Genomic DNA, 25,412 nt, shown 5'->3' with positions numbered 1-25,412 from the left:
GGTAGGTATGAGATTGGCCTCCGAGTCTACAGACTTGACTAAGGAGAGAGTTAAAAGAACTTTGGTTTTTTTGATTAATGTAGACTGGTATTTCTTGTTGCACTGGAAGGAGCGTGCAATTGCAGCTAAATTCGATGGCTGGGATGTCTGTATTGTTACTCGGGTTACAGAAAAAAAGTTTCGAGATGAGATCGTTTCTTTAGGGTTTAAACTCTTAGATGTGCCAATAGTGCGCCATTCTTTTAATCCGTTGTTCGAATTAAAATCATTGGTCTCGATAGCACGTGCGCTGTCATCAATAGATGTAGCGCTGATTCACGCTATAACAATAAAACCAATTTGTTATTCTTTATTAATCAGCAAAGTTTTAAAAAAGCCGATCGTTGCCAGTTTTCCTGGTTTAGGAAAACTTCGGTCAGATGTTTTTATATCAAGAAGTGTATGGCTTTTTTTGAAGGTGCTGTTAAAAACAACAAGTGGGAAGAAAAAGAAAAGGGCTCTGGCCACATTCGAGAATGGTGATGATTATGCTTTGACAAAGAAAAAAGGTCTATTGTTTTCTTCCGTTGAAGTGCTTCCAGGTGCAGGTGTTAATCTAAATGAATACCCTTTACTCTGTCAGCCAGAGAAAGGTGAAACTGTCCGAATATTATTCGCTGCACGCCTGTTAAAAAGCAAGGGCATCAAGTTATTAGAAGATGCTGTGGCTAGGCTGGTTAGAGAAGGATATAAGTTAGAGCTGGTTATTGCCGGTATACCGGATGAATCCCATATTGATAGATTGGATAAAGAAGATATACAGGCTTTAAGGAATAGAGAATTTATCAGATGGCTAGGGCGAGTGGAGGATATGATCCCCACTTTTTCACAATGTGATATCGTCTGTTTGCCTACTTCTTATGGTGAAGGTATACCGAGAATACTGATAGAAGGAGCTGCATGTGGAAGGCCATTAGTCGCAACAGATGTTCCGGGTTGTCGGGAAATTGTACGACACCGTCTCAATGGGTTACTTATCCAGCCGGGTGATGTGGACTCATTAGTTATCGCACTGAAGACTTTGGTGACAAATAAAGATTTACGTTACCAGTTCGGTCTTGCTGGAAGGAAGCTTGTCGAAAATCATTTTTCTAGCGAAAAAGTTATTTCGCAGACACTTAGGCTATACAAGAGTTCAATGAGACTTTAATTTAAACCACGCTTTCTTATAGATCTATTTGACAGATCTTTAATAGTATTTTCGCTTTATGTCATTATGCCCCCAGCTGTTCAGCGGGTAATCAGAGGAACAGATCTGGGAGTGGATTATCACTCGTAATTTTGGCTTTTTTAGGCTCCCGCTTGAGCAACCTCCCCACCAAAATCACCACCTGTTGACGGTTCAGCGGCTTCGGTGGTGTGGCGTATAGGGCCGCGTCCAGTAATCCCTGTAGTTTTTCCAGTTCCTCAAATCCCAGTTGTCGGTTTGCTTCCTCCAGCCCACTTGCCGATATTTCTGGCCAGCGGGCACGCAGCCATTTGAGGGTGGCTTGTTGGATGGTGGCTGGGTCCCCAGTCTCGGCCGCTTTTTCCAGGTTACGGGCTTGTTGATTGGCGTTTGGTTGTTTTTTTGTAGCGTTGCTGTTTACAGGTTGGACGCTGCGACGCCGCAGGAAGTACAACAGCCACAGCAGGTGAGAGGCGAGGGCGGCGATGGCGAGGTTGCGCCAAAAATTGCTTTGTATTACTGATGGTGCGGCCGTGGTTGCGGTGGCGCCAGGGATAAGATCGGGAGTGGCGCCGGGCTGCTGAGGCATTGTGGCTGTGGCACTGCCGCTGACTGTGAAACGGAAGGCGGGTAGTTGAGTGGCGCGCTGGCGCCCGGTTTTGGTATCCCACCAGGTGAGTGTAATGGGCGGCAACTGGTAGTCGCCTGGTTTGGTGGCGACGATGGCGGTGGTTTCCGTGCGGCTGCCGGTGATGCCGTTGAGATCGGCCTGATCATCCTGTTGGGGTTGATCTGGGTAGGTTTTAAGGCCCTCGACATTGAGTTTCGGCAGCGGTGGCAACTGGGCTGCGCGCAGGCCCTCGGCACGCAGGGTGACGATGCGTGTGATCGGTTCTCCGACGGTAAATGTCTTTGGATCCTGGCTCCAGCTTTGCACTATGCCGAGACTGGCGGCGGGAAGCCAGTGAGTGCCGCTGTATGTATCAGGCTTGGGTTGGACTTCAATGGTTTTTGGCTGCGACCGCAGGCGCAGCCGTTGACTGTTGCGATTGAACAGGGAAAAGGGATCGCGCCTGCCTGCGATAGCAACATAATTGAGCGCCGGTATGGTTAGTTCTCCGGAACTTTCCGGGAACACGGCATAGGTGAGTTCATACACCGCGTGGGCGACACCATTAATGCGGCGCTCATAGCGCTGCTCGTCCACCTTTTCGATATGGGCGCCGGGAATTTGCAGCGGTTCCGTGGCGATATCGTGGAGGCCGATAGTGGTATACAGGCGCACCTTGACCAGAAGCTGTTCCTGCACGTAGAGCCTTTCCTTATCCAGCTCTACTTCGAGAAATGCCTGACGGTTGTCGGCGCCGGGGCCGCTGCCGGCTTCGGTGACAATAACCGGTATCGCATCGGATACCTCTCCTTTGTAGTGTAAGGACGGCACGAATAAGTTGCCCTCACGTTTCGGTGCCAGAGTCAGCATCCATTCGACAAAACTTTCGGCGTGCCCGTTGATGACCCGATACTGGTTGGATTGTTGGCGGGAGAGGATATCGAAGTCCTGTTCCAGCAGTTCGAAATCCGGCTGGCCGCCCGACTCGTCACCGGTGTAGCGCAAGCGCAGGTTCAATGTTTCATCAATGCCGATTTTATTGCGATCCACAGTAGCGGTGAGATTCCCGGCTGCCTGGGCGAAATTGGCCAGCACCATCAGCAGCATTGCCTGGAGGAAAGTGGTTAACCAGTGTGTGTGCTTGCCAAGTCGTTTATTGGACTTGGTGGGTGTGGCACTTGGATTTGCCGCTGCCAATTGCTCCGTGCTCCGCATTTCGCATTTACTTACCATCTCTGCGTGGCTCCGTTTTCCGGGGGTTGCCATTCGCCGCTGCGGTAGGCGCGGCGGCGCTGCAGGCTTTCGTATTTGAATTTTTCGCGCATCAAGCCGGCGGGGTCGTCGGGAATCTGGCGCAACCATTGATCCAAGGCCTGCTGCGTCTCGGGGTCCAGTGGTTGCTCATCCACGCCAACCGGCTGTTGTTCTCCATCTGTCTGTTCCTGATCCTCGCTTTTTTGTTGCGAGGCACTTTGTTCGCGTTTGTTTTGCTCTTGTTGGCTGTTATTTTTGGATTGTTGTTCGGATGATTGCCGGTTGTCGGGCGATTGCTGAGATTGCGGGTTTCCGCTCTGTTGTTGATTCTGTCCCTGCTGCTGATCCTGCTGTTGATTCTGGCCCTGTTGCTGATTGTCGCCCGGCTGTTGTTGTTCCTGTTCTCCGGATTGTTGCTGGTCCTGCTGTGATTGTTGCTGTTGCTGCTGTTGTTGCTGCAGTGCTTTGAGTTTCTCGGCAATTTCTCGATTGTGCTGAGCGTCGGCGAATTGTGGCTGCTGTTTCAGTGCCTCGTTGTAGGCGGCAATGGCTTCGTCGTAGCGGCCTTGGTGAGTCAGACTGTTGCCGAGGTTGTAAAGGCTTTCAGGGGCGTCGCCGCGGGCAAAGTTTTGCGCCGCAGCAGGGAAGTCTCCGGCGCGGTAGTTGGCGGTACCACGCCACTCGGGGTTACGGAAGGTTTTTGCGGCCTGCTCGGCTTCGCCTTGTTGCAACAACTGTTGGGCTTGTTGATCTTTGCGCAGCCAGAGATCCTGCCATTCAAAGGCTTGGGACTGCTGGGGAAGCGAGGTCAACAGGACGAAGGGAAGTGCGCAGGCGAGGGTGCCGCGGCGGAAGAGCAGGGCGATAAATGGCAGTAATAGCAATACCAGCCAGGGCCCCTCTTCGCGCCATTGATCGAATTCACGTTCCGTGAGCCTGGCCTGTGTCGGCGTCTCTTTTTCTGGAAGCAGTTGGGCGATATCGGTGTCGTCCACACTGATTGTGGCGTAGTGGCCGCCGCTGCGGCGAGCGAGTTTTGCCAGGGCGCGGGCGTCGAAATTGGAAATAATGATGGCGCCGTTGTTATCCGTGATAAAACCGCCGCCGTCTCCACGGGGAATGGGGCTGCCCTCGCCACTGCCCACAGCGAGGATACTCAGTACTACTCCCGCATCCGCCACCTGTTTCGCAACCGTGTCTAAAGCTGCATCGTCAATACCGTCAGTTACCACTAGTAGTTGCCCTCGGCCGGTGGCGCCATCTTTGAGCAGGCGAATGCCGGTTTCCACCGCCATTTCGATATTGCTGCCAGATACCGGCACTATGGCTGGCGACAGGGCCGGGACCAGATTGGCGATGGTGGCGGTGTCTTCCGTTAAGGGCGTGACTACGTGGGCCTCTCCGGCATAGGCGACTAGGGCGGTGAGACCGTCTTTGCGCTGACGGAGAATATCGAGAATTTTTAACCGCGCACGGGTCAGGCGGTTGGGGGATAAGTCGGTAGCCATCATCGAAGGCGACAGGTCCAGCAGTATTACCAGTGCGTCCTGGTTGCTGTAGACGGGGGTCGGCAGTTTGCGCCAGCTGGGGCCGGCGAGTGCGACAATCGCACCACAGAGGAGAGCGAAGATGAGCGTGAAGAGCCAAGGCCGCTGTTCTCCACCGCGCAGCAGCAGATGGGGCAGGAGTTCCGGGTCGATAACTTTTTGCAGCTGCCCACTGTTGAGAATGGTGCGCGCCAGGCCCCAGCAGAGCATTACGGCTGGAACTAAGAGCCACAATAGCTGTGGGCGCAGGAAGTGAAACTGATTGAGGTCTTCTATAAACATCAGCTTGTGCGCCTCCGGCTGTCGCCTGCTGTACTTCCCCAGTTAAGACCATTGGCGAGCAGTGGTACTGCAGCCCAGAGGAGGGCAATCGCCAGAGCGGCGCCTAGAGGCAGGATGTAGAGGGATTTTAGCGGACGGTAACTTTCGGCCTCTTGCTCCACGGGTTCCAGGCGGTCCAGTTCAGCGTAAATTTGCACGAGTTCCTGGGGATTGTGAGCGCGGAAATAACGGCCTCCGGTTTTGTCTGCGATAGCCTGCAGCGTTTCACTGTCCAGATCGCGGGAGGGGTTGATACGCCGGCTTCCAAAACGCCCACCGAGCAGGCCAGGCTGTACCATCTCCTCTGCGCCGACGCCGATTGTGTAGACGGTTACTCCTGCCTGTTGGGCCAGTTCGGCGGCCTTCAGCGGCGCAACCTCTCCGGCGGTATTGGCGCCATCGGTCAAAAGGATCAACACTCGGTGTTCCGCCGGGCGTTGGGTCAGGCGCTTTACTGAAAGTCCGATGGCGTCGCCAATGGCGGTACCCTGGCCGGCAAAGCCGATTTGCGCCTCCCACAACAGGGTACCGACGGTTTCGCGGTCATAGGTCAGCGGTGCCTGCAAGTAGGCACGCGTGCCGAAGAGCACAAGGCCGAGGCGGTCGCCCTGCCGCCGCTGGACAAAGTCGCCGACAACTTGTTTGACCGCATCGATGCGCATGGCGGGGCGGCCGCCCAGCAGCATGTCCGGGGTCTCCATGCTGCCGGAAATATCCACCGCCAACAGCAGATCGCGGGCGCTGCTGGTCTGGGTAATGGGTTCCCCGTACCACTGGGGACGGGCAGCGGCGCCCACCAGCAGCAGCCAGATGAGGGAAAGTAATAACAAGTTCAGTAGATTGCTCTGTTCTCCGCCGCCACGCTGTGACAGTTCCGCATAAAAGGGAACCTTCACTGCACTGCTCAGTGGCTTGGCGCGTGGCAGCAACCAACGTGCCAAAAGGGGTAGGGGCAGCAGGAGGAATGCCCACGGCGAGGCGAATTCAAACATTCTCCGCCTCCATTGCGGTTAAGTTCCCGCCGTTGGCGTTGCGCTGCCCGTGCCGCTGGACCCAATTCACGGCGTAGTCCAGGAAAGCCTGGTTGCCGGAAATATTGTTACCGCTCTCCCGGTAAAGGTCTTCCAGCAAAATTTTTTGTACTTCCTCCGGGCAGTCAATCGCGACCCTGGTTTGAAGAAATTCAAGCCACTTGCGGCCGGTCAAATTGCCACAAACGCCGCGACCGTAATGAGTGACCGCCACGCGCTTGAGAATTTCGTTGATATCCTGGGTGGCCCGTGCCTGTTTAATGTCTATACCTCGCAGCAATTTTATGGCTTCGGCCCGGTAGCGATTTTTTCGGCGCTGTCGGCGCTTGTACCGCAACCACAGGAACGCCGCACCGGCACAAGTCAATAGCAACAGGGCGAGGAGCCACCAGCCGGGCGCCGGTGGCCACCACCCGACCGGAGCGGGTTCATGGATATCGCGTAACTGAGCCAGCAGCTCCTGAGCCTCTGGCGACAATTGCGGCTGAAGCGGCTGCTGTTGCGCGAGTGCGCCTCTGCTCGCTATCCCACAGCCAAAAGTGAGCAGAAGAATAGCTGCGGTGAACCTCATCGTTTTGTTCTCCGCGCGGCAAGGGCTGAATCGCGGCTTCCATATTTGGCGACTAATGCCGGTATCAGCGGCTGCGTGTTATCGAAGTCCAGTAATGGCAGTCGGTGTTTGTGGCAAAGCTGTTCCACTCTTGCTCGGACCTGGGTTTGGTGTTCGGCAAAGTGTTCGCGCAGTGGACGGCTGCCGGCGTTTATGAAGGTGCGCTGGCGGCCGTCGGAGATGGTAAGGGATTGATCCGGCAGATGCCGCTCCAAGGGATCACTGACGCGGATCACTTGCAGATCCGCGTGGCGGGTGAGCAGATACAAGGGTTGCGCACAACTGTCATCCAGGTCGTGACAATCGCTGATTAAAAACAGGGCGCTGCCGGGGCGGGCGATACGGCGCGCCTCTTCGAGCATGTTTTTCAGCGGCTGTGAGTTGCCGGTAACAGGACTGGTGAGCTCGCCGGCCCGGGCGACGATATTGTGAATCATGGCCAGCACCGCGTGATGGCTGCGGCGCGGACGCACTGTGTCTATGTTGGTATCGGTGAACAGCAGCGCGCCAGCGCGATCACTGTGCTGTAATGCGGCCCACCCCAGTGCCGCGGCTATGCCGCTGGCGACTACGGACTTGAAAGCCACTTGGCTGCCAAAGAACATCGGTGCGCGCAAATCGAGCAGGATCACCACCGGACGTTCCCGCTCTTCTTGGTACAGTTTGGTATGTGCCTTTCCGGTGCGCGCGGTGACACGCCAGTCGATGGTACGTACGTCGTCACCCGGTTGGTAGTCGCGCACCTCTTCAAAATTCATTCCGCGACCGCGATAGCGGGTAAGCAAATTGCCGGCCTGATCACTTCTGGCCAGGCGCGGCTTGAACAGCTGCAATTGACGGGCAATGTGGCGCAGGCGCACCAGGGGTTCCACCTTAGGGTAGGCGCCGCGGATTTCCAATTCTGTGTGGTTCACTGCTTGAAGCAAGGTTCTATTGCCTCTCTCCGCTCCCGTTAGTGCGTAGTGCGCAATCTGATGATCTGCGCCAGAGGACGCCAAAGGCATTCAGCTCTGCTCTGTCGGATTTCGCCCCGCAATAGCGTGGCAGGGATCGTTTCAGATTGCCGGTACTTGCTGCAGAAGTCGCTCAATGACCTGATCAGCCGTTACCCCGGCGGCTTCAGCTTCAAAACTGAGCAATAGTCGATGGCGTAAAATGTCTGGCGCCACGTCCATGACATCGTCCGGAGTGACAAAGTCGCGGCCCGCGAGCCAGGCTCTGGCGCGGGCACAGCGGTCGAGCGCAATAGTTGCCCGTGGACTGGCGCCAAAATCTAGCCAGGAGGCAAGCTCGCTGTCATACTTTGCCGGCTCTCGTGTAGCAATGACAAGTTGGACAGTATAGGTCTCCACCGCTTCTACCATTTGCATCCCTAAGATCTCTTGGCGGGCGCGGAAAATGGTCTCCTGGGTGATGATTTCGGAAGGGTGATTTTCGCCATGGCTTGCCTCGGATCTGGCCAGGCGCAAAATTTTCGCTTCCGCCTCGGCACCGGGGTAGGCAAGATTCACCTGCATCAGGAACCTGTCCAGTTGTGCTTCAGGAAGCGGATAGGTTCCTTCCTGCTCAATGGGGTTCTGTGTCGCCATGACCAGGAATAGTTTGGGCAGGGGGTAGGTCTTGCGCCCCACGCTGATCTGCCGTTCTGCCATGGCCTCCAGCAGCGCTGATTGCACTTTGGCGGGGGCGCGGTTGATCTCGTCGGCCAGTATCAGGTTGTGGAACACAGGCCCGGGTTGAAAGTGAAATTCTCCGGTTTCCGGTCGGTAGATATCGGTACCGGTTATATCCGCCGGCAACAGATCCGGCGTAAATTGGACGCGATGGAAATCACCCTCAATAGCCTCGCTCAATGTCTTGATCGCCTTGGTTTTGGCGAGTCCCGGAGCGCCCTCCACCAAAAGGTGGCCGTCCGCCAGCAGGGCAATCAGTATCCGATTCACCAGCGTCTCCTGGCCGATAATCTGTTGTCCGAGCCAGTCGCCGAGGGCGATGAGGCGCTCCCTGATGTTCTGGTTTTCCATAGTGTCAATTTCACTTCTGTTGTGAGTGGTGCCGCAGTCGTCCGGCCGGGCGGCAATCTATCATCTTCTATATATAGTCGCCGCCGATCCAGCGGCGCGTGTTGATTTTAGCGGCGCTCGTCGGCGAGGCAACCGATGAGCGGCCTATAGACCTGTCTGGTGGCTCAAAGTTCAACCGGGCACGCCGAGTAAACAAATGAGGTTCCGGCAAAGTTTAACGCCTCCACTGTTGATGCCGGGCAAGAGTGGAGACAGAACAACAGTATTTTCGGGCCTGGCGATGACAGGCCATTCCTATAAGAAGTAAATCGGGAGGTTCCCTGTGAATATGGCGACGGTAATTACCGAAAGCCGCGAGGAATTGGTAGAACAGGTCAGCGCCTTGATACGGGAGAAGCTGGCGGATCAGGCGGAGCCAGTGGTGGCCTTCGCACAGCAGTTTTTACACCAGTACCCGCTGGAAGATCTGGCCGGGCGCCGGCTGGTCGATGTGTATGGTTGCATATACACCTGGTGGAACTTTATTCAGCAGCGGCCGGGAGACAAGCCGAAGGTGCGGGTGTTCAATCCGCGTCTGGAGGACGACGGCTGGCAGTGCTCGCACACGGTGGTGGGTGTGTTGCAGCGGGATATGCCATTTCTGGTGGACTCAGTACGTATTGAGATCAACCGCCGAGACACGGTTATCCATTCGATCAAGAGCACGGTGATGCGCCTGCAGCGGGATCCATCCGGCAAACTGGAGAAGTTGCTTCCGCCGTGCCGCGCGGGGCTGAAAGAAGTATCGGAAGAGAATGCCGTCGACGAGGCGCTCGTCTACGTGGAGATCAATCTGGATACTTCCCGGGCCTACGCTGCCGATCTGTCCGCGGCATTGACGGATGTGCTCGGTGACGTGGAACTGGTGGTGGACGACTATGTCCCTATGCTCGATACCTGCAGCGCTATGGAAGACCAGTTGCGTGCCGGTCTCGGCGGTGGCAACGAGGGCGGGGAAGATGCCAATCTGCAGGAAGCCTGCGCGTTTTTGCAGTGGATGCGAGATGGCAATTTCACCTTCCTTGGCTATCGCGAATACGAGTTCTGCCAACAGGGGGAGAAAAAAGTACTCTGCGAGGTGGAGAAGCGCCGTCTGGGTATATTTAAAAAGCTGCAGGAGCCAGCAGAGCCGACACCGGAAACGGCATTCAACGAGGGAAAGCAAAAGTTTTACCAGGGGCCAAACTTCCTCACTTTCGCCAAGTCGTCTGTTAAATCGCGAGTGCACCGCGCGGCCTATTCCGACTATGTGACCATTAAGCGTTACAACGCCAAGGGCGAGGTGATTGGTGAGTCGGCGTTTATGGGGCTGTACACTTCCCCCGTTTATACCGAAAGTCCCGCCAAAATTCCGATTGTCCGCCGCAAAATGGCGTCGGTGATGGAATCCAGTGGCCTGGCCCCCCAAAGCCACGACGGCAAGGCGCTGCGCCGCATCCTGGATACCTTCCCACGGGACGAGCTGTTTCAAAGCAGCACCCGGGAGCTGTTTGAAACGGTGATGGGTGTGCTATCGATGAACGAGCGCGCCCATATCCGGCTGTTTATGCGCCGTGATCCTTTCGGCAAGTTCGTGACTGCAACCGTGTATGTGCCGCGGGAGCAGTTCAACAGCAGCGTGCGCGAGCAGATTTGCGCGCACATCGCCGACGCCGTCAAGGCCAAGGAATCCGATTTCACAACCTATTTTTCCGAATCCATCCTCGCCCGGGTGCACTTTGTTTTCCGTGTTTCCCCAAGTGAACCGGTGGAGTTCGATGTGGCGCGACTGGAGGCGCAAATAGTGGATATTACCCGTTCCTGGGAAGACGTATTCCAAAAATCCCTGATCGAAAGTCACGGTGAGGAGAAGGGCAACCGTCTTTATGGTATTTACGGTCGGGCTTTCCCCGCCGGCTACCGGGAGGACTTCGAGCCGCGTATCGCCGTGCAGGATGTGGCCGCGATTCAGGATCTGAGCGAAACCAACCGGGTGGCAATGAGCTTCTATCAGCCTGTTGGAGCGCCTGCCGGAAGTCTGCGCTTTAAAGTATTTAACTGGGGTAGCGGATTGACACTGTCCGACGTGATTCCGGTATTGGAAAACCTGGGCCTGAAAGTAATGGGGGAATTCCCTTATACGATTCGCCCCGCCGGCCGTACTGATGTGTGGATGCACGAATTTTATCTGGAGTTTGGCCTGCCTACCCGCATCGACGCCCAAGCCTCCCGCAATCTGTTTCAGGATGCCTTTGCCGCAATCTGGAGTAACGTGGCCGAGAGCGACGCCTTCAACCGCCTGGTTCTGGCGGCGCGCCTCAACTGGCGCGAGGTGTCGATGCTGCGCGCCTATGCCCGCTATCTGAAGCAAACCAAATTCAGCGCCAGCCAGGGTTATATTGCCGCTACTCTGGCCAACCATGTGGAAATTACCCGTAACCTGGTCGCTTTGTTCCGTGCCATGTTCGACCCGCGTATTAGTGCCGGAAAAGGCGACCAGACCCGGGTTGAGCGGCTGATCAAGAAGATCCACGAAGGGTTGGACGGCGTTGACAATCTGAACGAAGATCAAGTGATCCGTCGCTACCTGGACCTGATCTTGGCCACTTTGCGAACCAACTTTTTCCAGAGCGGAAGTGATGGAGAGCCTAAGGACTATATCTCCATTAAATTCAGTCCTCGGGATATACCCGGAATCCCCGAGCCGCGACCGGAGTTTGAGATTTTTGTCTATTCGCCGCGGGTCGAGGGCGTGCATCTGCGGGGCGGCAAGGTGGCGCGGGGTGGACTGCGCTGGTCCGACCGCCACGAGGATTTCCGCACTGAGATACTGGGCCTTGTAAAGGCGCAGAATGTAAAGAACGCGGTGATTGTACCCAGCGGCGCCAAGGGCGGCTTTGTGGTGCGTCGCCCGCCGGCCGACGGCAGTCGCGAGGCCATGATGGCGGAGGGTATCGCCTGCTACAAGACCTTTATCCGCGGCTTGTTGGACATCACGGACAACTTGAAGGGTGGCGAAGTGTTGCCGCCGGAACAGGTGGTACGCCGGGATGACGACGACCCCTATCTGGTGGTTGCCGCAGATAAGGGTACTGCCACTTTCTCCGATATCGCCAATGGTATTGCCGCCGAGTACGACTTCTGGCTTGGCGATGCCTTCGCGTCCGGTGGAAGCCAGGGCTACGATCACAAAAAAATGGGCATTACTGCCCGGGGTGCCTGGGTATCCGTGCAGCGCCACTTCCGCGAGATGGGCATCAATGTTCAGGAGCAGGATTTCTCGGTAATCGGTATTGGCGATATGGCCGGGGACGTGTTCGGCAACGGCATGCTGCTGTCCGAACATATCTGCCTCAAGGCGGCCTTTAACCATATGCACATCTTTATCGACCCGAACCCGGATGCTGTCACCAGCTTTGCCGAACGCAAGCGTTTGTTCGAGCTGCCGCGCTCCACCTGGATGGATTACAACCGCGAGCTGATCTCAAAGGGAGGCGGTATCTTTGACCGCCGCGCGAAATCCATCCGGATTACGCCGGAGATGAAAGAGGCGTTTGCCATAGAGGCGGATCAGCTGAACCCCAATGAGCTGATCAGCGCTCTGTTGCGCGCACCGGTGGATTTGATCTGGAATGGCGGCATCGGTACCTACGTGAAGGCCAGCAGCGAGACTCATGCAGAAGTGGGGGATAAGTCCAATGACCACCTGCGGGTCGATGGCCGGGAGCTGCGGGCCAAGGTGTTCGGTGAGGGGGGCAACCTCGGTATGACCCAGCGGGGGCGTATCGAATTCGCACTCAACGGTGGGCGCTGCAATACGGACTTTATCGACAACGCAGCTGGCGTCGACTGCTCCGACCACGAGGTGAATATCAAAATCCTCCTCAATAAAGTGGTCACCAATGGCGATCTGACAGACAAGCAGCGGAATCAGCTGCTCGAGGAAATGACCGACTCGGTTTCCGAGCTGGTACTGCACAACAACTACGATCAGACCTGTGCGCTTTCCGTAGCAGAGTATCAGGTGGCGGCGCGTTTGGACGAATACCGCCGCACAATTAATGATCTGGAGAGTGAAGGCCGTCTCAACCGGGCACTGGAATTTATCCCCGACAACGAACAGATCACTGAGCGCCACAACAAGGGACAGCACCTGACACGTCCGGAACTGTCGGTACTCATTTCTTACGTGAAGGTGAAGTTGAAGGAAGAGTTACTGCACGCCGAGGTTATCGACAACCCGCAAGTACAGGAAGCGGTGGAATCCGCCTTCCCGGCAGAATTGGTGGCTCGTTATCGGGAAATGGTTTATGACCACCCCCTGCGTCGCCAGATCGTAGCCACCCAGGTGGCCAATGAGATGGTCAACAGCCTGGGCATCACCTTCTATCACCGTATTGCCAGTGCCACAGGTGCCGACGTCAACGCAGTGGCCGCTGCCTATATCAGTGCCCGCGATGTTTATCTGATGCCGGAGTTTCAACGGCAGGTGGCGGCGCTGGACTACAAGGTTCCTGCGGAACTGCAGATTGAGCTGCTCAGCTCAATGATTGGCCGTGTGCGCCGCGCTACCCGCTGGTTTATCCGCAGCCGGCGCAACGATCTGGAGCCTGCGCAGAATCGCGAACTGTTCCAGGAACCGGTGCAGCGGGTCATTCGCGCGCTGCCGGAAGTGCTCTCCGGCGCACCCCGCCGCGATTGGGAAGCCCGCTATCAAGAGCTGCTGGAGGCCAATGTGCCAGAGCAGATTGCACTGCTGGCGGCATCGCCCACGCACTTGTATTCGGCATTGGGAATTGCAGTGTCGGCGCGCGCCGCTGAGCGCCCGGTGGAGGAAGTGGCCAGCATCTACTTCCGGCTCGCGGATGCTTTGGATTTACATTGGTTCGGCACCCAGATTACCGGTATGCCGGTGGAAAGCTATTGGCAGGCGCAGGCCCGTGAAACGAGTATGGATGACCTGGACAGCCAGCTTTCCACGCTCGCGGTAAATTTGTTGCGCCTGGCCGGAGAAGCGGGGTTGGATGTGGATGGTGCAATGTCCCGCTGGAGCGTTATCATGGCGCCCGCGATTCAACGCTGGAACAGCCTTGTGTCCGAACTCAAGGCGGCACCGGCTGCGGACTTCGCCATGTTTACCGTGGCGCTGCGTGAGCTGATGTATCTGGCCAATGCCACTGCGGACCAGGAGACGCTGGCGGAGTAAACTGAGGCTTGCCAGCGCTCTTCTCCGGCCTTTTAAGGATGGGGAAGAGCGCTGGGCGCAGCGCTTGACAAGTGAAACGACGGAATAAAGGGAAATAATGTACTCATACCTGCGCAAAGCTCTATTCGCGCTCGATCCTGAACTTGCCCATACACTTTCCCTGGATGCGATCGGCGCCGCCGAGCGCTTGCGATTGGTGTCCCTGTTTAACAAGCCGGTAGCGGATGATCCGGTGGAGCTGATGGGACTGACGTTGCCCAATCCGGTCGGTCTCGCCGCGGGTCTGGATAAAAACGCGCAGGCGTTCAACGGACTGGGTGCACTGGGTTTTGGTTTTATCGAAGTGGGCACTGTGACACCGCGCCCACAACCCGGTAATCCGCAACCACGCCTGTTTCGTATCGAAGAGGCAGAGGCCATTGTCAACCGCATGGGGTTCAATAACCTGGGCGTGGAATATCTGGTGCAGAGGGTCATGCGGCGCCGCTATGGCGGCGTACTCGGTATCAATGTCGGAAAAAATTTTGATACTCCGGTAGAGCGGGCCGCGGATGACTACTGCGTGTGCATGGATAAGGTCTACGCACATGCCGATTACATCACCGCCAATGTCTCTTCGCCGAACACCAAAGGACTGCGCAACCTGCAGTTTGGCGACAGCCTTAACCGGCTGCTGGGTGCCATCAAAGAAAAGCAGCAACGGCTGGCGCAACAACACGACCGCTACGTGCCGCTTGCGGTCAAGATCGCGCCCGATATCGAGAACGATGACATCGAGCAAATTGCCGCGGCACTACGGGAATTTGAAATAGACGGAGTCATCGCCACCAACACCACTATCGACAAATCCTCCGTTGCGCACCTGCCGCACGGCCGCGAAGAGGGCGGTCTGAGTGGAAAGCCACTGCGGGACAAGTCGACCGAAGTCATCGCTCGCCTGGCGAAAGCACTGCGCGGAGAACTCCCAATTATAGGTGTGGGAGGAATATTCGACGGCGAGAGTGCCGCGGAAAAGATCCGCGCGGGTGCCACTGCAGTGCAGATTTATACCGGTTTTATTTACCGCGGCCCGGCTGTAATCCGGGAGGCTGTCGAAGCCATTGCGCTGCTGCGCAGGCAGAGCGCAGATTGAAATCGCTTTTTGCCGATTGGAAGATCAAGGTTAGCGGCGGTGAATTTTTCACGCCGCTATCTGCATAAAGCGCGCCGGCACACAGACTCGGCCTGATGTTTCCTCCGGGAAAACCGCAGTTATGTGCTGCTCCAGCCATTCGGGTGGTGCACTTCACTGCTCACCGTTGAATAGATTTCCAGCTTTTGCGCCATGGTTGAACCCCCAAAACCGTTCCAGTAATCCTCCCGGCCCTCGCGCCAGCCGTTGACCCAGGCCTGATGCAGGTTGCCGTTTTCGTAGGGACAGTTTGCCAAGGCTTTGTTTTGCGTGGCGGCCAGGTAGCCTCTGTAGAAGGCCCGTTCGGATGGATCGCGTTTTTGGCGTTTCATTGTTGCAGTACCTCTATACTCGGGTGCGCAGTAGACAGGCTGTGCACAGTCGAAGCGTCACAGGGCGCCTTTTTAAAGTTTTTGTACATCTGCACTTGTAAGCGTAGTCAACCTTTTGGTCCGGTCGGTACAGCGCCTTCTGTTTCTACTTGCGGTGCTGCAAGCCTATTGTCGCTGGTGGAAAATCAAAAAAAGCGCTTATAGGGGCACACTGTTTCATTCACTGAGCCGCGTTTTCGCTCTTGGAGCCGCTGGCTCCTAGAGCGAGCGGCAATATGTGCCGTTTTCAGTAGAACAAAAAGTGATCGGCCTGTGAACAAACGCTTTTGTCTTAGCGTTATGTCTTATAGAAGAAAACTGTATAGGGATTCTCTGATTGCTTCGCTGGCCGCAGGTAAAGAGACTTCAAGGTCAGATGAGAGATCCGGATGGTGGAATAGACATTTCGAAACCGTCGGACCGGTAGGGACGTACCCGTGCGTTTGCGAAAAAACTATCCCGTTGCCTGAGCGCCCGAAACCAATGACAGTGCCCTGATACATCGATCAGAGATTCCATCGTACTGGCACGGCTGATAATGTTTGACTTTGTAATGAGCGCTTGGAAACTTGCATTGCAAAACTACTGCACCAGCGGTTTCCGCGTTCCGATGCGAGTGAGTAACAAATTTTGACTGAATATTTAGCAGGAACACAGACATTCACCGCCACTTGCCCCAAAGGTCTAGAGGGGCTGCTCGTTGCGGAACTGCGGGATCTCGGCGCAGTGGAAATACGTGAGCAGCCAGCGGCTGTGCATTTCACCGGTCCTTTGGCACTGGCTTACCGCTGTTGTCTTTGGAGCCGCCTTGCCAACCGCGTACTACTGTGTCTCGCACAGGTGCGTATCGACAATGCCGAAGACCTCTATCATGCGGTGGTCGAACTACCGTGGGAGCAGCATATCAGTCCATCGGGTACGCTGTGGCTGCAGTTCTCGGGGACGAACCGCGAGATTCGCAACAGCCAGTTCGGTGCCCAGAAAGCCAAGGACGCGATCGTCGACCGCCTGCGCAAGCAAAGTGGCGCGAGACCACAGGTGAGTCGTCACAACCCGGATCTGACTGTGGCGCTACGCCTGCACCGGGACAAACTGGATATCGCTGTAGACCTGAGTGGAGACAGTCTGCACAAGCGCGGCTACCGCACGCATATCGGTGCCGCGCCGCTGAAGGAAAATCTGGCCGCGGCGCTGCTGTTGCGCGCGGGCTGGCCGCAAATAGCGGCTGCTGGTGGCGCCTTGTTGGATCCTATGTGTGGCTCCGGCACCATACTCGTAGAGGGGGCGATGATGGCCGCGGACATAGCGCCCGGCCTGCAGCGCGACAGCTTTGGCTTCGAGCGCTGGCTGAATCACCAGAGCGACATTTGGAATTGCCTGCGCGAAGAAGCCCTGGAACGTCGGCGGAGAGGGTTGGAGCGGGAATTGCCGGAAATCCGTGGCTACGACGCAGACGCGAAAGTGCTGTTTGCCGCTGAGGCCAATATTGCCCGTGCCGGCCTCGAGCGACACGTGCGGGTCAGCTGCCGACCGGTATCCGCTTTTAAGGTGCCTACCCACCGGCAGGTCAAACGCGGTTTGGTGCTGACCAACCCTCCCTACGGTGAGCGGCTCGGTGAGCAGGAGGCCCTGCGCGAGACCTACGCGGAACTTGGGCGCCAATTGAAAAGAGAGTTCCCCGGCTGGCAGGTTGGAATCTTCACCGGCAATCCCGAACTCGGTTTTGACACGGGATTGCGCTCCCACAAACAGTACCAGTTATACAACGGCAGTATTCCCAGCCGCTTGTTAATGTTCAATGTTCGCGAGCATGCCGCTGACGCAAAGGTGGAAGAAGGCAAGCCGGCGCTTTCCCCCGAAGCTGAAATGGTGGCTAACCGCCTGCGCAAAAACTTGCGCACTATTGGCAAGTGGGCGCAGAGGAACGGAATCGACTGCTATCGTCTCTACGACGCGGATCTGCCTGAGTACGCGGCGGCAATCGATATTTATCAGTCTCTTGACGGCGGTCGGCACGCCCATGTGCAGGAATACCGCGCGCCGTCTACTGTCGATGAGCACAAGGCGCGCACCCGACTGCGAGACCTTGTGCGGGCGGTACAGCAGGTTTTGGAAATTCCTCAAGGTGCTATCAGTATCAAGGAACGCCGCAGGCACAGCCACAAGAGCGGTGGCCAATATCGGAAGCAAACAGAGGCTGCGAAGTCTTTTTGGGTCAATGAATACGGGGCCGAACTGGAGGTGAATCTTTACGCCTACCTGGACACCGGGCTCTTCCTGGACCATCGGCCGGTGCGCCAGTATTTGCGCGAACGGGCTCATGGTAAGCGCTTTCTGAACCTCTTTTGTTACACCGCCAGTGCCACTGTGCAGGCGGCACTGGGCGGTTGCCGGCAAAGTACCAGCGTCGATATGTCGAAGACCTACCAGGCCTGGGCGGCTCGCAACTTCCGGCGCAATCACCTGGACGGTCGACAGCACCAACTGGTAGAGGCAGACTGTCTGCGCTGGCTCGATTCCGCTCAGCAGAATCGGCGCGGCGGCTACGACTTAATCTTTCTCGATCCGCCGAGCTTTTCCAATTCCGCGAAGATGCGCGGCGTGCTGGATATCCAGCGGGATCACGCCAAGCTGATTCGCCAGTGTATGAACCTGTTGGGGCCGGAGGGAACCCTGGTGTTTTCCAACAATTTACGCACTTTCAAAATGGATAAGGAGCTAGCGGCGGAGTTTAATGTGGAAACGTTGCCGCTTTTGGACAGGGATTTCCAGCGCAATCCGAAAATTCACAATGTGTGGGAAATAAAGCATCCTGAGCGTTAGCTGATGAGTGGGTGCGATCATGGATCGCACCGCGTCACACTATTTCCGTACGTTTGCAGTTTATGGATACGGCGCTCACGCGCCGCTCAGGCTCCTCACTATTCGAGCTCCATCACCACGCGAAAGCCCACTTCGCGGGACATGGCGTCTTCGCGTAAGCCTTCGCGGTAGTCGGAACTGATATTTTTGAGCGGCGAGCGCATGGAACCGCCGCGAACTGTGCGCAGCTCACAGTTGGATATTAGGACTGGGCGGGCGTCGCTGCGGTGTTTGCTGTAGCCGCTGGCAAAGCAGTCCTGTACCCATTCGGCTACATTTCCGGCAGTGTCAAATAGGCCAAAACGGTTGGCCTGGTAGTGTCCCGTTGGCGCACTGGAGAAAGAAAACAGCCCGTTGAACTCACTGGCACAGCCGCGGCGGCAGTTGGCTTTTCCCCGTGGATCGTCGCCACCCCACCAGAAGGGGGCCTGTACACCACCTCTGGCAGCGTACTCCCACTCCGCCTCACTTGCCAGGCGGTAGCGTTTTCCTGTCTCCTTCGACAACCACTTCGCGTATTGCTGTGCATCGTGCCAGCTGACATTGATCACCGGCCGGCTGCCGCGTCCCCAACCCTCGTCACCGGGCAGTGCGGCGCCAGTGGCGTCGGCGAAACGGTCGTAGTCGTCGAAGGTGATTTCGTGTGTGGAGATGGCAAAGGCTTTGGCGATGGTTACCTTGTGCGCGGGGCTGGAGACGGCGCGTTTGTCGTTGCCCATACGGAATTGGCCGCCTTTGACCACGACCATTTCAGGACCCTGTTCACCAGATGACAGGGGGGAACGGAATGTTTTGCCATGGTACCAGGCTCGCTTCAGCTGCACCGGAATTGTCAGATCGCCGTCTTTGATGGTAATCCAGCGACGAACCGTTGTGTAACCCGGCTTGCTGACTTCCAGATCGTACCTGCCCGGTGCCAATTCGATGCCGGGCTGGTAACGGGGAGCGATGTTCATGATGCGCACTCTCGCGTCCCTGGGATTCGGGTGCACGGTGAGCTGGTAGACTTCCATCTCCGGGGAAGCGGCTTGGGCGGGAGAGGGGGCCTCACTCTCGAATGCGGGGGTGGACTCGGTCGCGGCAGATATCTGAGCTGTACCTGCGACCTGCTTGTCGGCTTCCCCTTCCTCTGTCCGGGCAGCCGCTTCGCCTGTAGCGGATGTAACTTGCGCGGTATTTGGCACTGTTGGGTGTTCAACAGCTACCGGTGTCATCCGCTCCTGCGGCGTTTCCTTCGGTTTCGGTGTGCCGCTTCTTCCGGTTGTGCCCGGTTGCGGAGATCGTGCGGGAAGGGCGCTGGCCCCGTTCAATAAAGGGTAATTCTGCAGCTGTTGCTGTTCATTACCCCCTGTGCTGAAAAGCAGCCAAGCGGATACCGCGGTGACGCTGATCAGGCTACCGAACAGCCACTGGCGGTGCTTGCGCACAGGCGCTTGGCGGATTACCTGATGGATGCGCATCAGGGTTTCCTGCTCAGCCCGCACTGGTTTTTTGTTTAGTGGCTTGTCGCGCCAGCGGGCCCAGGCTCTAGTCAGCTGGTCACTGATGGTGCCGTAGATAGTTAGAAGAAGGGCGCGCAGCAGGCTGGAGACGCGCACCGGTGTATTGTTGAGTTGCGTGGTTTGGGCAGCGGGTTTGCCGGCCAGGGCTGCGAGCAGCTGGTCTATAGCGTCCACCACTTCCAGGCCCCGCTGGAAGCGGTGTTCGGGATCCTTGGCGAGAAAGTGGTCGATCAGACTCTGGTAAAGAGAGTGCCGTGCCGGCAGCCGGGGTATTGGGTCCGTCAAGTGTTTGATTGCGATAGCGACGGCTTCTTCTGCCTGGTAGGGTACGGCGCTGGTTAACATTTCATAGAAAACCACGCCGAGGCTGTAGAGGTCGGCGCGTCCGTCAATGGCAGCGCCGCGGGCTTGCTCCGGGCTCATGTAATGGGGAGTGCCAACCACCATACCGGAGCTGGTCATACGAGTTGTCCGAGCCACGGCCCGCGCCACGCCGAAATCCGTCAACACTGCGGAGCCGTCTTCGCGAAAGAGGATATTTTCCGGTTTTAAGTCCCGGTGCACGTAGCCTTTACTGTGGGCGTGGTCCAGTGCCATGGCGATTTCACGGACCACATTCAGGGCCTCCAGCGGTTCTAAAGCGCCTTTTGACAGACGGTCGGATACCGATCCGCCTGGCATATAGTCCATGGCGATGTAATTGAGACTGCGGTAGCGGCCGATATCGTGGATGCTGACGATGTTGGGGTGGGACAGCTGCCCGACGATATTTGCCTCTCGCTGGAAACGCTCGCTGAACACCGGGTCTGCGTTGAGCACCGGCGACATCACCTTCAACGCCACTTGGCGGCCCACACTGCGCTGGATCGCGAGATATACTGTGGACATCCCGCCCTGGTTGATTTTTTTCAGGATACGGTAGCCAGGAATTTCCAGAGAGCTGTTGCTGACGACTTCCATCGACCTCTTTCCGTAATTCAAGATGCGCCGATGAGTCTGGCGGCAACGACTGCGACTAGGCCAAGTGTGCCCAGAAGCAACAGTAGTTTGCCGTGCTGTTTCAGTATTTGCGCGGAAGCCCTCAGCGCACTGCCTGTGCGGGAAGTCCACTTTTTATGAGCTGTTGGCACCGCAGTCGGCGCATCGATGACCTGCACGGTGATATTGTCTTTTCCCCCGGCATCCAGAGCCGCTCCGACGAGAAGCTCGGCAGCGCGGCGGTTGTTCCTGTTCTCCGCTAGGATTTGTGCGATCTGATCCGGTTCTACCTCGGAGCTGAGTCCATCGCTACACAGCAGCAGACGCTGTCCGGGAGACCAGGGCGATGACACACGGTCGATTTCGAGCTTGGGATTGGTGCTGCCGCCGATGCAGCGGGTAATCACGTGGCGGTTTGGATGGTTGGCGGCCTCGGTGGAATTGATTGCCCCTGAATCCACAAGCATTTGCACGTAGGAGTGGTCACTGGTGAGCTGCTTCAGTTGACCGTGGCCAGCGCCGGGAGTCCAGAGATAGGCGCGGCTGTCACCGACCCAGTACACATGGAAGTAGCTGTTGTCTTCGGCCACCACTACCGCAGTGGAACCCATATTGCCGGTGCTCTGTTCGTCGCCGAGCAGTAGGGCGTGCGCTCTTTGCAGTGCCCGCTCGTAGTGGCGGTCCGTCGCGGCGGAGCGCTGAATTTCCTCCACCACCGTCTGGCTGGCAATTTCACCGGCCTGGTGCCCCCCGAGTCCGTCCGCTACCACCCAGATACCGAGTTCCTCATCGGCCCAGAAGGCGTCTTCGTTCTGTTCGCGCTTGTAGCCGGGGTGGGTTGCGCCGGCACTGCGCGGGCTGGCGCTGGCGCGCTGGGCTGTTCCTTTGTGCCGCGATACTTCACGTACTTTGGCTTCACTCACGTGCGTGCAACTACCTGTCGTTATTTTTGAGTTTACCCGGCGTCCCGAGGCGACTGTGCCGCGGTCGGCGGGACATCCCTGCGATGCGGTCGATTCCGGTTCCCTGTTCATTGGCCGGAGCGCCGGCTACCGCCCATTATGTCTCTCAATTATCGAACGCGATGCCATTGTAAGCTGCAAACCACATCATACGCTAACGAAAATCCCCGTGATAAACTTGCCGCCATCAGAGCGAGAGATAATAAACAGGCGGTTTTGCCAGGCCGCCGCAATCAAAATCCGTTGGCCCCAGGCCAAAACGGTTAAAGGAAAATGCTCCATGTTCAAACTTTGTGACCTGAAGGATGCCAGCGTGAGTGTGTGGCTGGTAGCACCCAAAGTGACCATTGGGCGCGCCGGTAACTGTGATTTGGCCATCGCCGATGAATCTGTGGCCAAGCTGCACGCTGAAGTAACCGTGGAAGGGGATGTGCTGACATTGCATCACCTCGCAGAAAGTGGCCAGACACTGCTCAATGGCACCCCAGTACAGGGTAGTTGCCCATTGAAGCGCGACGACGAATTGCAAATCGGAGGGCGGACTCTAAGGGTTGTGGACCCCAAGGTGACCAGGCTCAAGAAGGTTGCACCGGCCAGTAGTGTCGCCTGGGCTTTGCGTGCCAATCATCCGGCGATCGCAGGAAAGGTGTTCCCCATCCGCGAGAGCAGTGTGGTGGGGCGTTCGGACGACTGCGATATCACATTTTCTTTGTCTCACCTGTCACGTCGTCACGCACGCCTGGATGTGCGAGAAGGTTTGCTTTTCGTGACAGATCTGGGGTCGGCCAACGGCACTTATCTGAACAATAAGCGCATCACTGAATCCCGGGTGCGCCGTGGCGATGAACTGCGTTTTGATACCCTCAGCTTCAGTGTGGTTGGTCCAGCGGATGACCGGAATAAGACCAGTGTGCGCCCGGCGCTGGCCTCGTCTCCCGTTAAAAGTGAGGTGGGGAGTGCGAAAGTGGTTAAGCCCGCGCAGACCGCTGCCGGAGAGCCGACCCGGGAGCGCCGCAAGTACGAAAATGGCGGCGAACTGGCGGATAGTGGTGGAAGTCTGTGGCTCTGGATGGGGGGGCTGCTGGTTGCTGCGGCGGCTCTGGGCTTTTTTTGGGCGCGCCACCAGGGACTTTTATGACAGCAGTACCCCGCGAGCTGATTCTCTATACCACTTTGGGTTGCAGCCTGTGTGAAAAGGCAAAGGTGGAAATCTGGCCGCTACTGGAGCGGTTTCAGCTGCGCCTGCGGGAAGTGGATATTGCCGATGACCCATTGCTGATGGAGCGCCTTTCCACCCGTATTCCGGCTGTGGGGCTGGGGGATCCCAACCAAGTCTGTTGCTGGCCTTTTGACAGTGCGCAACTGCGAGAGTGGCTGCGCCATCAATAGGCTATTTAAGGAACCTCTGATTAATTCGCGAGAACACTATGATAGCTTCTGGGGCGCTCAGGTAATAGGACGGATATTTCGAAAACGCACGAGTACTTCCCTGTAGCTCCGAAGGATACATCCCTGTACCCTTCGGTTTCGAAATGTCCGTCCTATCACCTGAGCTTCACATCCACCCGCGAAGAGCCTCTGCCACCAGAAAGTGATTTAATCAGAGGGTTCCTTAAATTAAAGCTTGCTGGTTGCTTCGTTCTTCCGCAGCAGTGTCAACTTGGTACCGCTGCGGTAGGCGTAGATGACTGAATAAGCCAGCACGTTTTGCACGTAATGGCGGGTCTCTCTGTACGGAATCGTCTCTATCCAAACATCGAAAGGCAAGCGGTTCTTAGTTTCTTTAAGCCAGTTGGCCACTCGCGTGGGGCCGGCATTGTAGGCCGCCGCGGCCAGTATGCGGTTGTTGTCAAAGCGGTCCAGCAGCGTATTCAAATAAAAACTGCCCAGTGCGATATTGGTATTGGGGCTGAGAAGATCCCAACTGCGCCGGTATTTCACGCCGGCGCGGCGGGCAGTTGCGCGTGCTGTCGATGGCAGCAGTTGCATCAGTCCCAAAGCGCCAGCCTGAGACTTTGCATCGTGGCTGAAGTGGCTTTCCTGCCGGGCCACGGCGTAGATAAAGTAGGGGTCAAGGGCTGTTTTGCCCCCGATTCTTTTGCTGACATCATCGACTATATCGGCAAACGCCAAGGGAAAGCGCAGCTCCAGATCGTCCAGATAGTCAGCGGCCAGAACTGATTGAATCGACTTGTGGTACCAGCCCCAGGAGCTGGCGAGTTTGCTGGCCGTGAGCAATTCTCCATGGGACATATCTCTGGTCGCGTAGTCCCATTCTCTGCGCGCGTGATAGAGCTCGCCGATGGCTTGTAACTCCCGTGCCCGTCGCATGGCCGGCCGCGCGGCCATCTCTTCGACTTGTTGAGGATTGATGGGAACCGGGCGGTCGATAAAACTGTAATTTAACCCCAGTGTATCGGCTGCCAAAAATCCGTAATAGCTGCGGTTTTGCGCGGCTTTCCTGTACAGTTGCACTGCTGCGCTGGCCCGCTCCCGGCCGTATAGTTCTTCCAAGGCACGCGCTTTCCAATAGAGCCAGCGCTCATGCTGTTGCTGCTCTTCCGGCATGCGGTCGATCCAGAAGGCGAGCTGCTCCCAGTCCAGCTCCCGCAACGACTGGCGCGCCAGCCACTCGATGGAGCTGGCATCGGTGAACTGCCGCTCTTTTACCAATTGCAACAGACCATTGAAGTTATCCTGGCGTGCGAATTGTCGAGCCAGGTATCGGAGCATCCTTTCCTGTGTTTCATCGCTGAACAGGTAGCTTGCTTGATAGCGTTGCCAAGCCTGATCGGCGCTGGTGGCGTCATTTTGAGCCAGTCGTTGAAGACCGTGTACAACGATGGCGCGGTACTCCCTTGAATAATCGCCGGGCGAGAAACTGGCGAAGCGCGGATAGTCGAGAAGTTGCTCTGGATTTTTGTGTACCGAACGCATCAGCGCCGCCAGCTTCGCGTAGGTTCCCGTCATTTTGGTGGCGATATATGCGGCCAGATCCAGGTTGCCCTTCTGTAGTGCGAGTTGATGTCGCTGCCAAGCCAGTTCCTGGGTGAGGCCTCCGTCCTGCATCCACCGCCGGAATACGGGATCGCACTCGTCTGCTTGGGAGCTGCCCACGAGCCATAGTTCTTCTACCAGCCTGTAGGCAACTGCTTTGTCGCCGTGGCGGGATAGGGCATCAGCGTAGTAACAGCGCAGCGAAGCCCGGGTTATCTTTTCTGGCCGATAGTACTTCAGGTAGGCGCGGAAGCGCGCCCGGCTGCCGAGCTCGCGCAGTACCCGGACGCGTAACCAGTCACCAATGGCGGTGTTTTCGTTGTCGGCGAGAAATTTGTCGATTTTGTCGTACGGGAGCCGGGAGAGCTCCTTGCTAAGCGCCCAGTAGTCTATGTAGGGAAGAAGAGGGTGGCCGTTCAAATCCGCTTTGAGCTGCTTCAAGCGGTTTAGGTCACCGCGGGCTATAGCCATGCGAGCGGCGCGCAGCTTTTCCCTCTGGGCGACGGCATCTTCCGCTTCACCGGCCAGTCCCGAAGTGGGAACGGCTGTCAGTAGTAGCGTAATGAAAAACGCGAATCCCTTTGCGCCAATCGACATTGCAATTACCCGATTGAAAGCTGTCCGGTCAGGCTAGCAGAACAGCGCGACAAAAAATGCGTAAAATACCCAGTTTTAGCTCGCGCTCTTTGTTGCGCACGTTCGAGCGGTGAGTGCCGCCGGTTCAATTAGTTATTGTAGTGG

The 25,412-nt window shown here is 56.8% G+C and carries 16 protein-coding genes; 6 read left to right on the top strand and 10 right to left on the bottom strand.

Going from position 1 to position 25,412, the window contains the following annotated elements; genetic code table 11:
* Positions 1–7: 7 nt before the first annotated feature.
* A complete protein-coding gene (locus tag BM155_RS03815; protein WP_067153506.1) occupies positions 8–1,189 on the top strand; it encodes a glycosyltransferase family 4 protein in 1,182 nt (393 codons plus the stop codon).
* A 91-nt stretch (positions 1,190–1,280) separates the two neighbouring features.
* Here BM155_RS03815 and BM155_RS03810 read toward each other — a convergent pair whose 3' ends face one another.
* From BM155_RS03810 to BM155_RS03785, 6 genes are all read right to left on the bottom strand, one after another.
* Positions 1,281–3,050, bottom strand: coding sequence for a BatD family protein (locus BM155_RS03810; protein ID WP_074901158.1), 1,770 nt, complete (start codon positions 3,048–3,050; stop codon positions 1,281–1,283).
* Positions 3,044–4,900: a vWA domain-containing protein gene (locus BM155_RS03805; RefSeq protein WP_074901156.1), complete on the bottom strand. Its 1,857-nt coding sequence runs from the start codon at positions 4,898–4,900 to the stop codon at positions 3,044–3,046. The genes BM155_RS03810 and BM155_RS03805 overlap by 7 nt, the downstream gene beginning before the upstream one ends.
* Positions 4,900–5,931, bottom strand: a complete 1,032-nt coding sequence (locus tag BM155_RS03800; RefSeq protein WP_074901155.1) for a vWA domain-containing protein — start codon at positions 5,929–5,931, stop codon at positions 4,900–4,902. Before BM155_RS03800 ends, BM155_RS03805 begins: the two co-directional genes overlap by 1 nt.
* Positions 5,924–6,541 carry a DUF4381 domain-containing protein gene (locus tag BM155_RS03795; RefSeq protein ID WP_074901153.1) on the bottom strand — a complete coding sequence of 206 codons (618 nt, stop codon included), beginning with the start codon at positions 6,539–6,541 and terminating at the stop codon, positions 5,924–5,926. Before BM155_RS03795 ends, BM155_RS03800 begins: the two co-directional genes overlap by 8 nt.
* Positions 6,538–7,494, bottom strand: coding sequence for a DUF58 domain-containing protein (locus BM155_RS03790; RefSeq protein ID WP_254773104.1), 957 nt, complete (start codon positions 7,492–7,494; stop codon positions 6,538–6,540). The genes BM155_RS03795 and BM155_RS03790 overlap by 4 nt, the downstream gene beginning before the upstream one ends.
* A 141-nt stretch (positions 7,495–7,635) precedes the next feature.
* Positions 7,636–8,604 (bottom strand): AAA family ATPase, encoded by a 969-nt coding sequence (locus tag BM155_RS03785; RefSeq protein WP_067153495.1) that lies wholly within the window; start codon positions 8,602–8,604, stop codon positions 7,636–7,638.
* Positions 8,605–8,932: 328 nt separating this feature from the next.
* Here BM155_RS03785 and BM155_RS03780 point away from each other — a divergent pair, with 328 nt between their 5' ends.
* Both BM155_RS03780 and BM155_RS03775 read left to right on the top strand, forming a co-directional pair.
* The gene (locus BM155_RS03780) at positions 8,933–13,828 is read left to right on the top strand and encodes an NAD-glutamate dehydrogenase (RefSeq protein ID WP_074901150.1); all 4,896 of its coding nucleotides are present in this window, start codon (positions 8,933–8,935) and stop codon (positions 13,826–13,828) included.
* Between the two features lie 97 nt (positions 13,829–13,925).
* A complete protein-coding gene (locus BM155_RS03775) occupies positions 13,926–14,960 on the top strand; it encodes a quinone-dependent dihydroorotate dehydrogenase (RefSeq protein ID WP_074901149.1) in 1,035 nt (344 codons plus the stop codon).
* A gap of 119 nt (positions 14,961–15,079) precedes the next feature.
* On the opposite strand, the gene rmf is transcribed toward BM155_RS03775, so the two are convergent.
* Positions 15,080–15,331: a ribosome modulation factor gene (gene rmf / locus BM155_RS03770; protein WP_067153489.1), complete on the bottom strand. Its 252-nt coding sequence runs from the start codon at positions 15,329–15,331 to the stop codon at positions 15,080–15,082.
* 669 nt (positions 15,332–16,000) lie between these two features.
* Here rmf and rlmKL point away from each other — a divergent pair.
* Complete coding sequence (gene rlmKL, locus BM155_RS03765; protein ID WP_074901147.1) at positions 16,001–18,193, top strand: bifunctional 23S rRNA (guanine(2069)-N(7))-methyltransferase RlmK/23S rRNA (guanine(2445)-N(2))-methyltransferase RlmL; 2,193 nt, start codon at positions 16,001–16,003, stop codon at positions 18,191–18,193.
* Between the two features lie 98 nt (positions 18,194–18,291).
* On the opposite strand, the gene BM155_RS03760 is transcribed toward rlmKL, so the two are convergent.
* Together BM155_RS03760 and BM155_RS03755 are read right to left on the bottom strand one after the other, a co-directional pair.
* On the bottom strand, positions 18,292–20,694 hold the full coding sequence (locus tag BM155_RS03760; RefSeq protein WP_074901145.1) for a bifunctional serine/threonine-protein kinase/formylglycine-generating enzyme family protein: 2,403 nt from the start codon (positions 20,692–20,694) through the stop codon (positions 18,292–18,294).
* Positions 20,695–20,711: 17 nt separating this feature from the next.
* Positions 20,712–21,635: a PP2C family protein-serine/threonine phosphatase gene (locus tag BM155_RS03755; protein WP_074901144.1), complete on the bottom strand. Its 924-nt coding sequence runs from the start codon at positions 21,633–21,635 to the stop codon at positions 20,712–20,714.
* A 319-nt stretch (positions 21,636–21,954) separates the two neighbouring features.
* Between BM155_RS03755 and BM155_RS03750 the strand changes: the two genes are divergently transcribed.
* Both BM155_RS03750 and BM155_RS03745 read left to right on the top strand, forming a co-directional pair.
* Entirely contained in the window at positions 21,955–22,812 is an 858-nt protein-coding gene (locus tag BM155_RS03750) for an FHA domain-containing protein (protein WP_074901142.1), read from the top strand.
* Positions 22,809–23,063 (top strand): glutaredoxin family protein, encoded by a 255-nt coding sequence (locus tag BM155_RS03745; protein WP_074901141.1) that lies wholly within the window; start codon positions 22,809–22,811, stop codon positions 23,061–23,063. The genes BM155_RS03750 and BM155_RS03745 overlap by 4 nt, the downstream gene beginning before the upstream one ends.
* A gap of 228 nt (positions 23,064–23,291) precedes the next feature.
* Here BM155_RS03745 and BM155_RS03740 read toward each other — a convergent pair whose 3' ends face one another.
* Entirely contained in the window at positions 23,292–25,268 is a 1,977-nt protein-coding gene (locus BM155_RS03740; protein WP_074901139.1) for a transglycosylase SLT domain-containing protein, read from the bottom strand.
* Positions 25,269–25,412 lie beyond the last annotated feature (144 nt).

Source organism: Microbulbifer thermotolerans (genome assembly GCF_900112305.1).
Classification (GTDB): Bacteria; Pseudomonadota; Gammaproteobacteria; order Pseudomonadales; family Cellvibrionaceae; genus Microbulbifer; species Microbulbifer thermotolerans.
Note: the sequence above shows the minus strand (reverse complement) of the source record. Positions and strands in the feature narration are given on the sequence as shown.

Excerpts from the sequence above, each read along its gene's own strand:
- BM155_RS03805 (WP_074901156.1), bottom strand. The coding sequence starts at position 4,900 with ATGTTTATAGAAGACCTCAATCAGTTTCACTTCCTGCGCCCACAGCTA.
- rmf (WP_067153489.1), bottom strand. The coding sequence starts at position 15,331 with ATGAAACGCCAAAAACGCGATCCATCCGAACGGGCCTTCTACAGAGGC.
- BM155_RS03795 (WP_074901153.1), bottom strand. The coding sequence starts at position 6,541 with ATGAGGTTCACCGCAGCTATTCTTCTGCTCACTTTTGGCTGTGGGATA.
- BM155_RS03775 (WP_074901149.1), top strand. The coding sequence starts at position 13,926 with ATGTACTCATACCTGCGCAAAGCTCTATTCGCGCTCGATCCTGAACTT.
- BM155_RS03785 (WP_067153495.1), bottom strand. The coding sequence starts at position 8,604 with ATGGAAAACCAGAACATCAGGGAGCGCCTCATCGCCCTCGGCGACTGG.
- BM155_RS03810 (WP_074901158.1), bottom strand. The coding sequence starts at position 3,050 with ATGGTAAGTAAATGCGAAATGCGGAGCACGGAGCAATTGGCAGCGGCA.
- BM155_RS03780 (WP_074901150.1), top strand. The coding sequence starts at position 8,933 with ATGGCGACGGTAATTACCGAAAGCCGCGAGGAATTGGTAGAACAGGTC.
- BM155_RS03750 (WP_074901142.1), top strand. The coding sequence starts at position 21,955 with ATGTTCAAACTTTGTGACCTGAAGGATGCCAGCGTGAGTGTGTGGCTG.
- BM155_RS03760 (WP_074901145.1), bottom strand. The coding sequence starts at position 20,694 with ATGGAAGTCGTCAGCAACAGCTCTCTGGAAATTCCTGGCTACCGTATC.
- BM155_RS03740 (WP_074901139.1), bottom strand. The coding sequence starts at position 25,268 with ATGTCGATTGGCGCAAAGGGATTCGCGTTTTTCATTACGCTACTACTG.
- BM155_RS03745 (WP_074901141.1), top strand. The coding sequence starts at position 22,809 with ATGACAGCAGTACCCCGCGAGCTGATTCTCTATACCACTTTGGGTTGC.
- BM155_RS03800 (WP_074901155.1), bottom strand. The coding sequence starts at position 5,931 with ATGTTTGAATTCGCCTCGCCGTGGGCATTCCTCCTGCTGCCCCTACCC.
- BM155_RS03815 (WP_067153506.1), top strand. The coding sequence starts at position 8 with ATGAGATTGGCCTCCGAGTCTACAGACTTGACTAAGGAGAGAGTTAAA.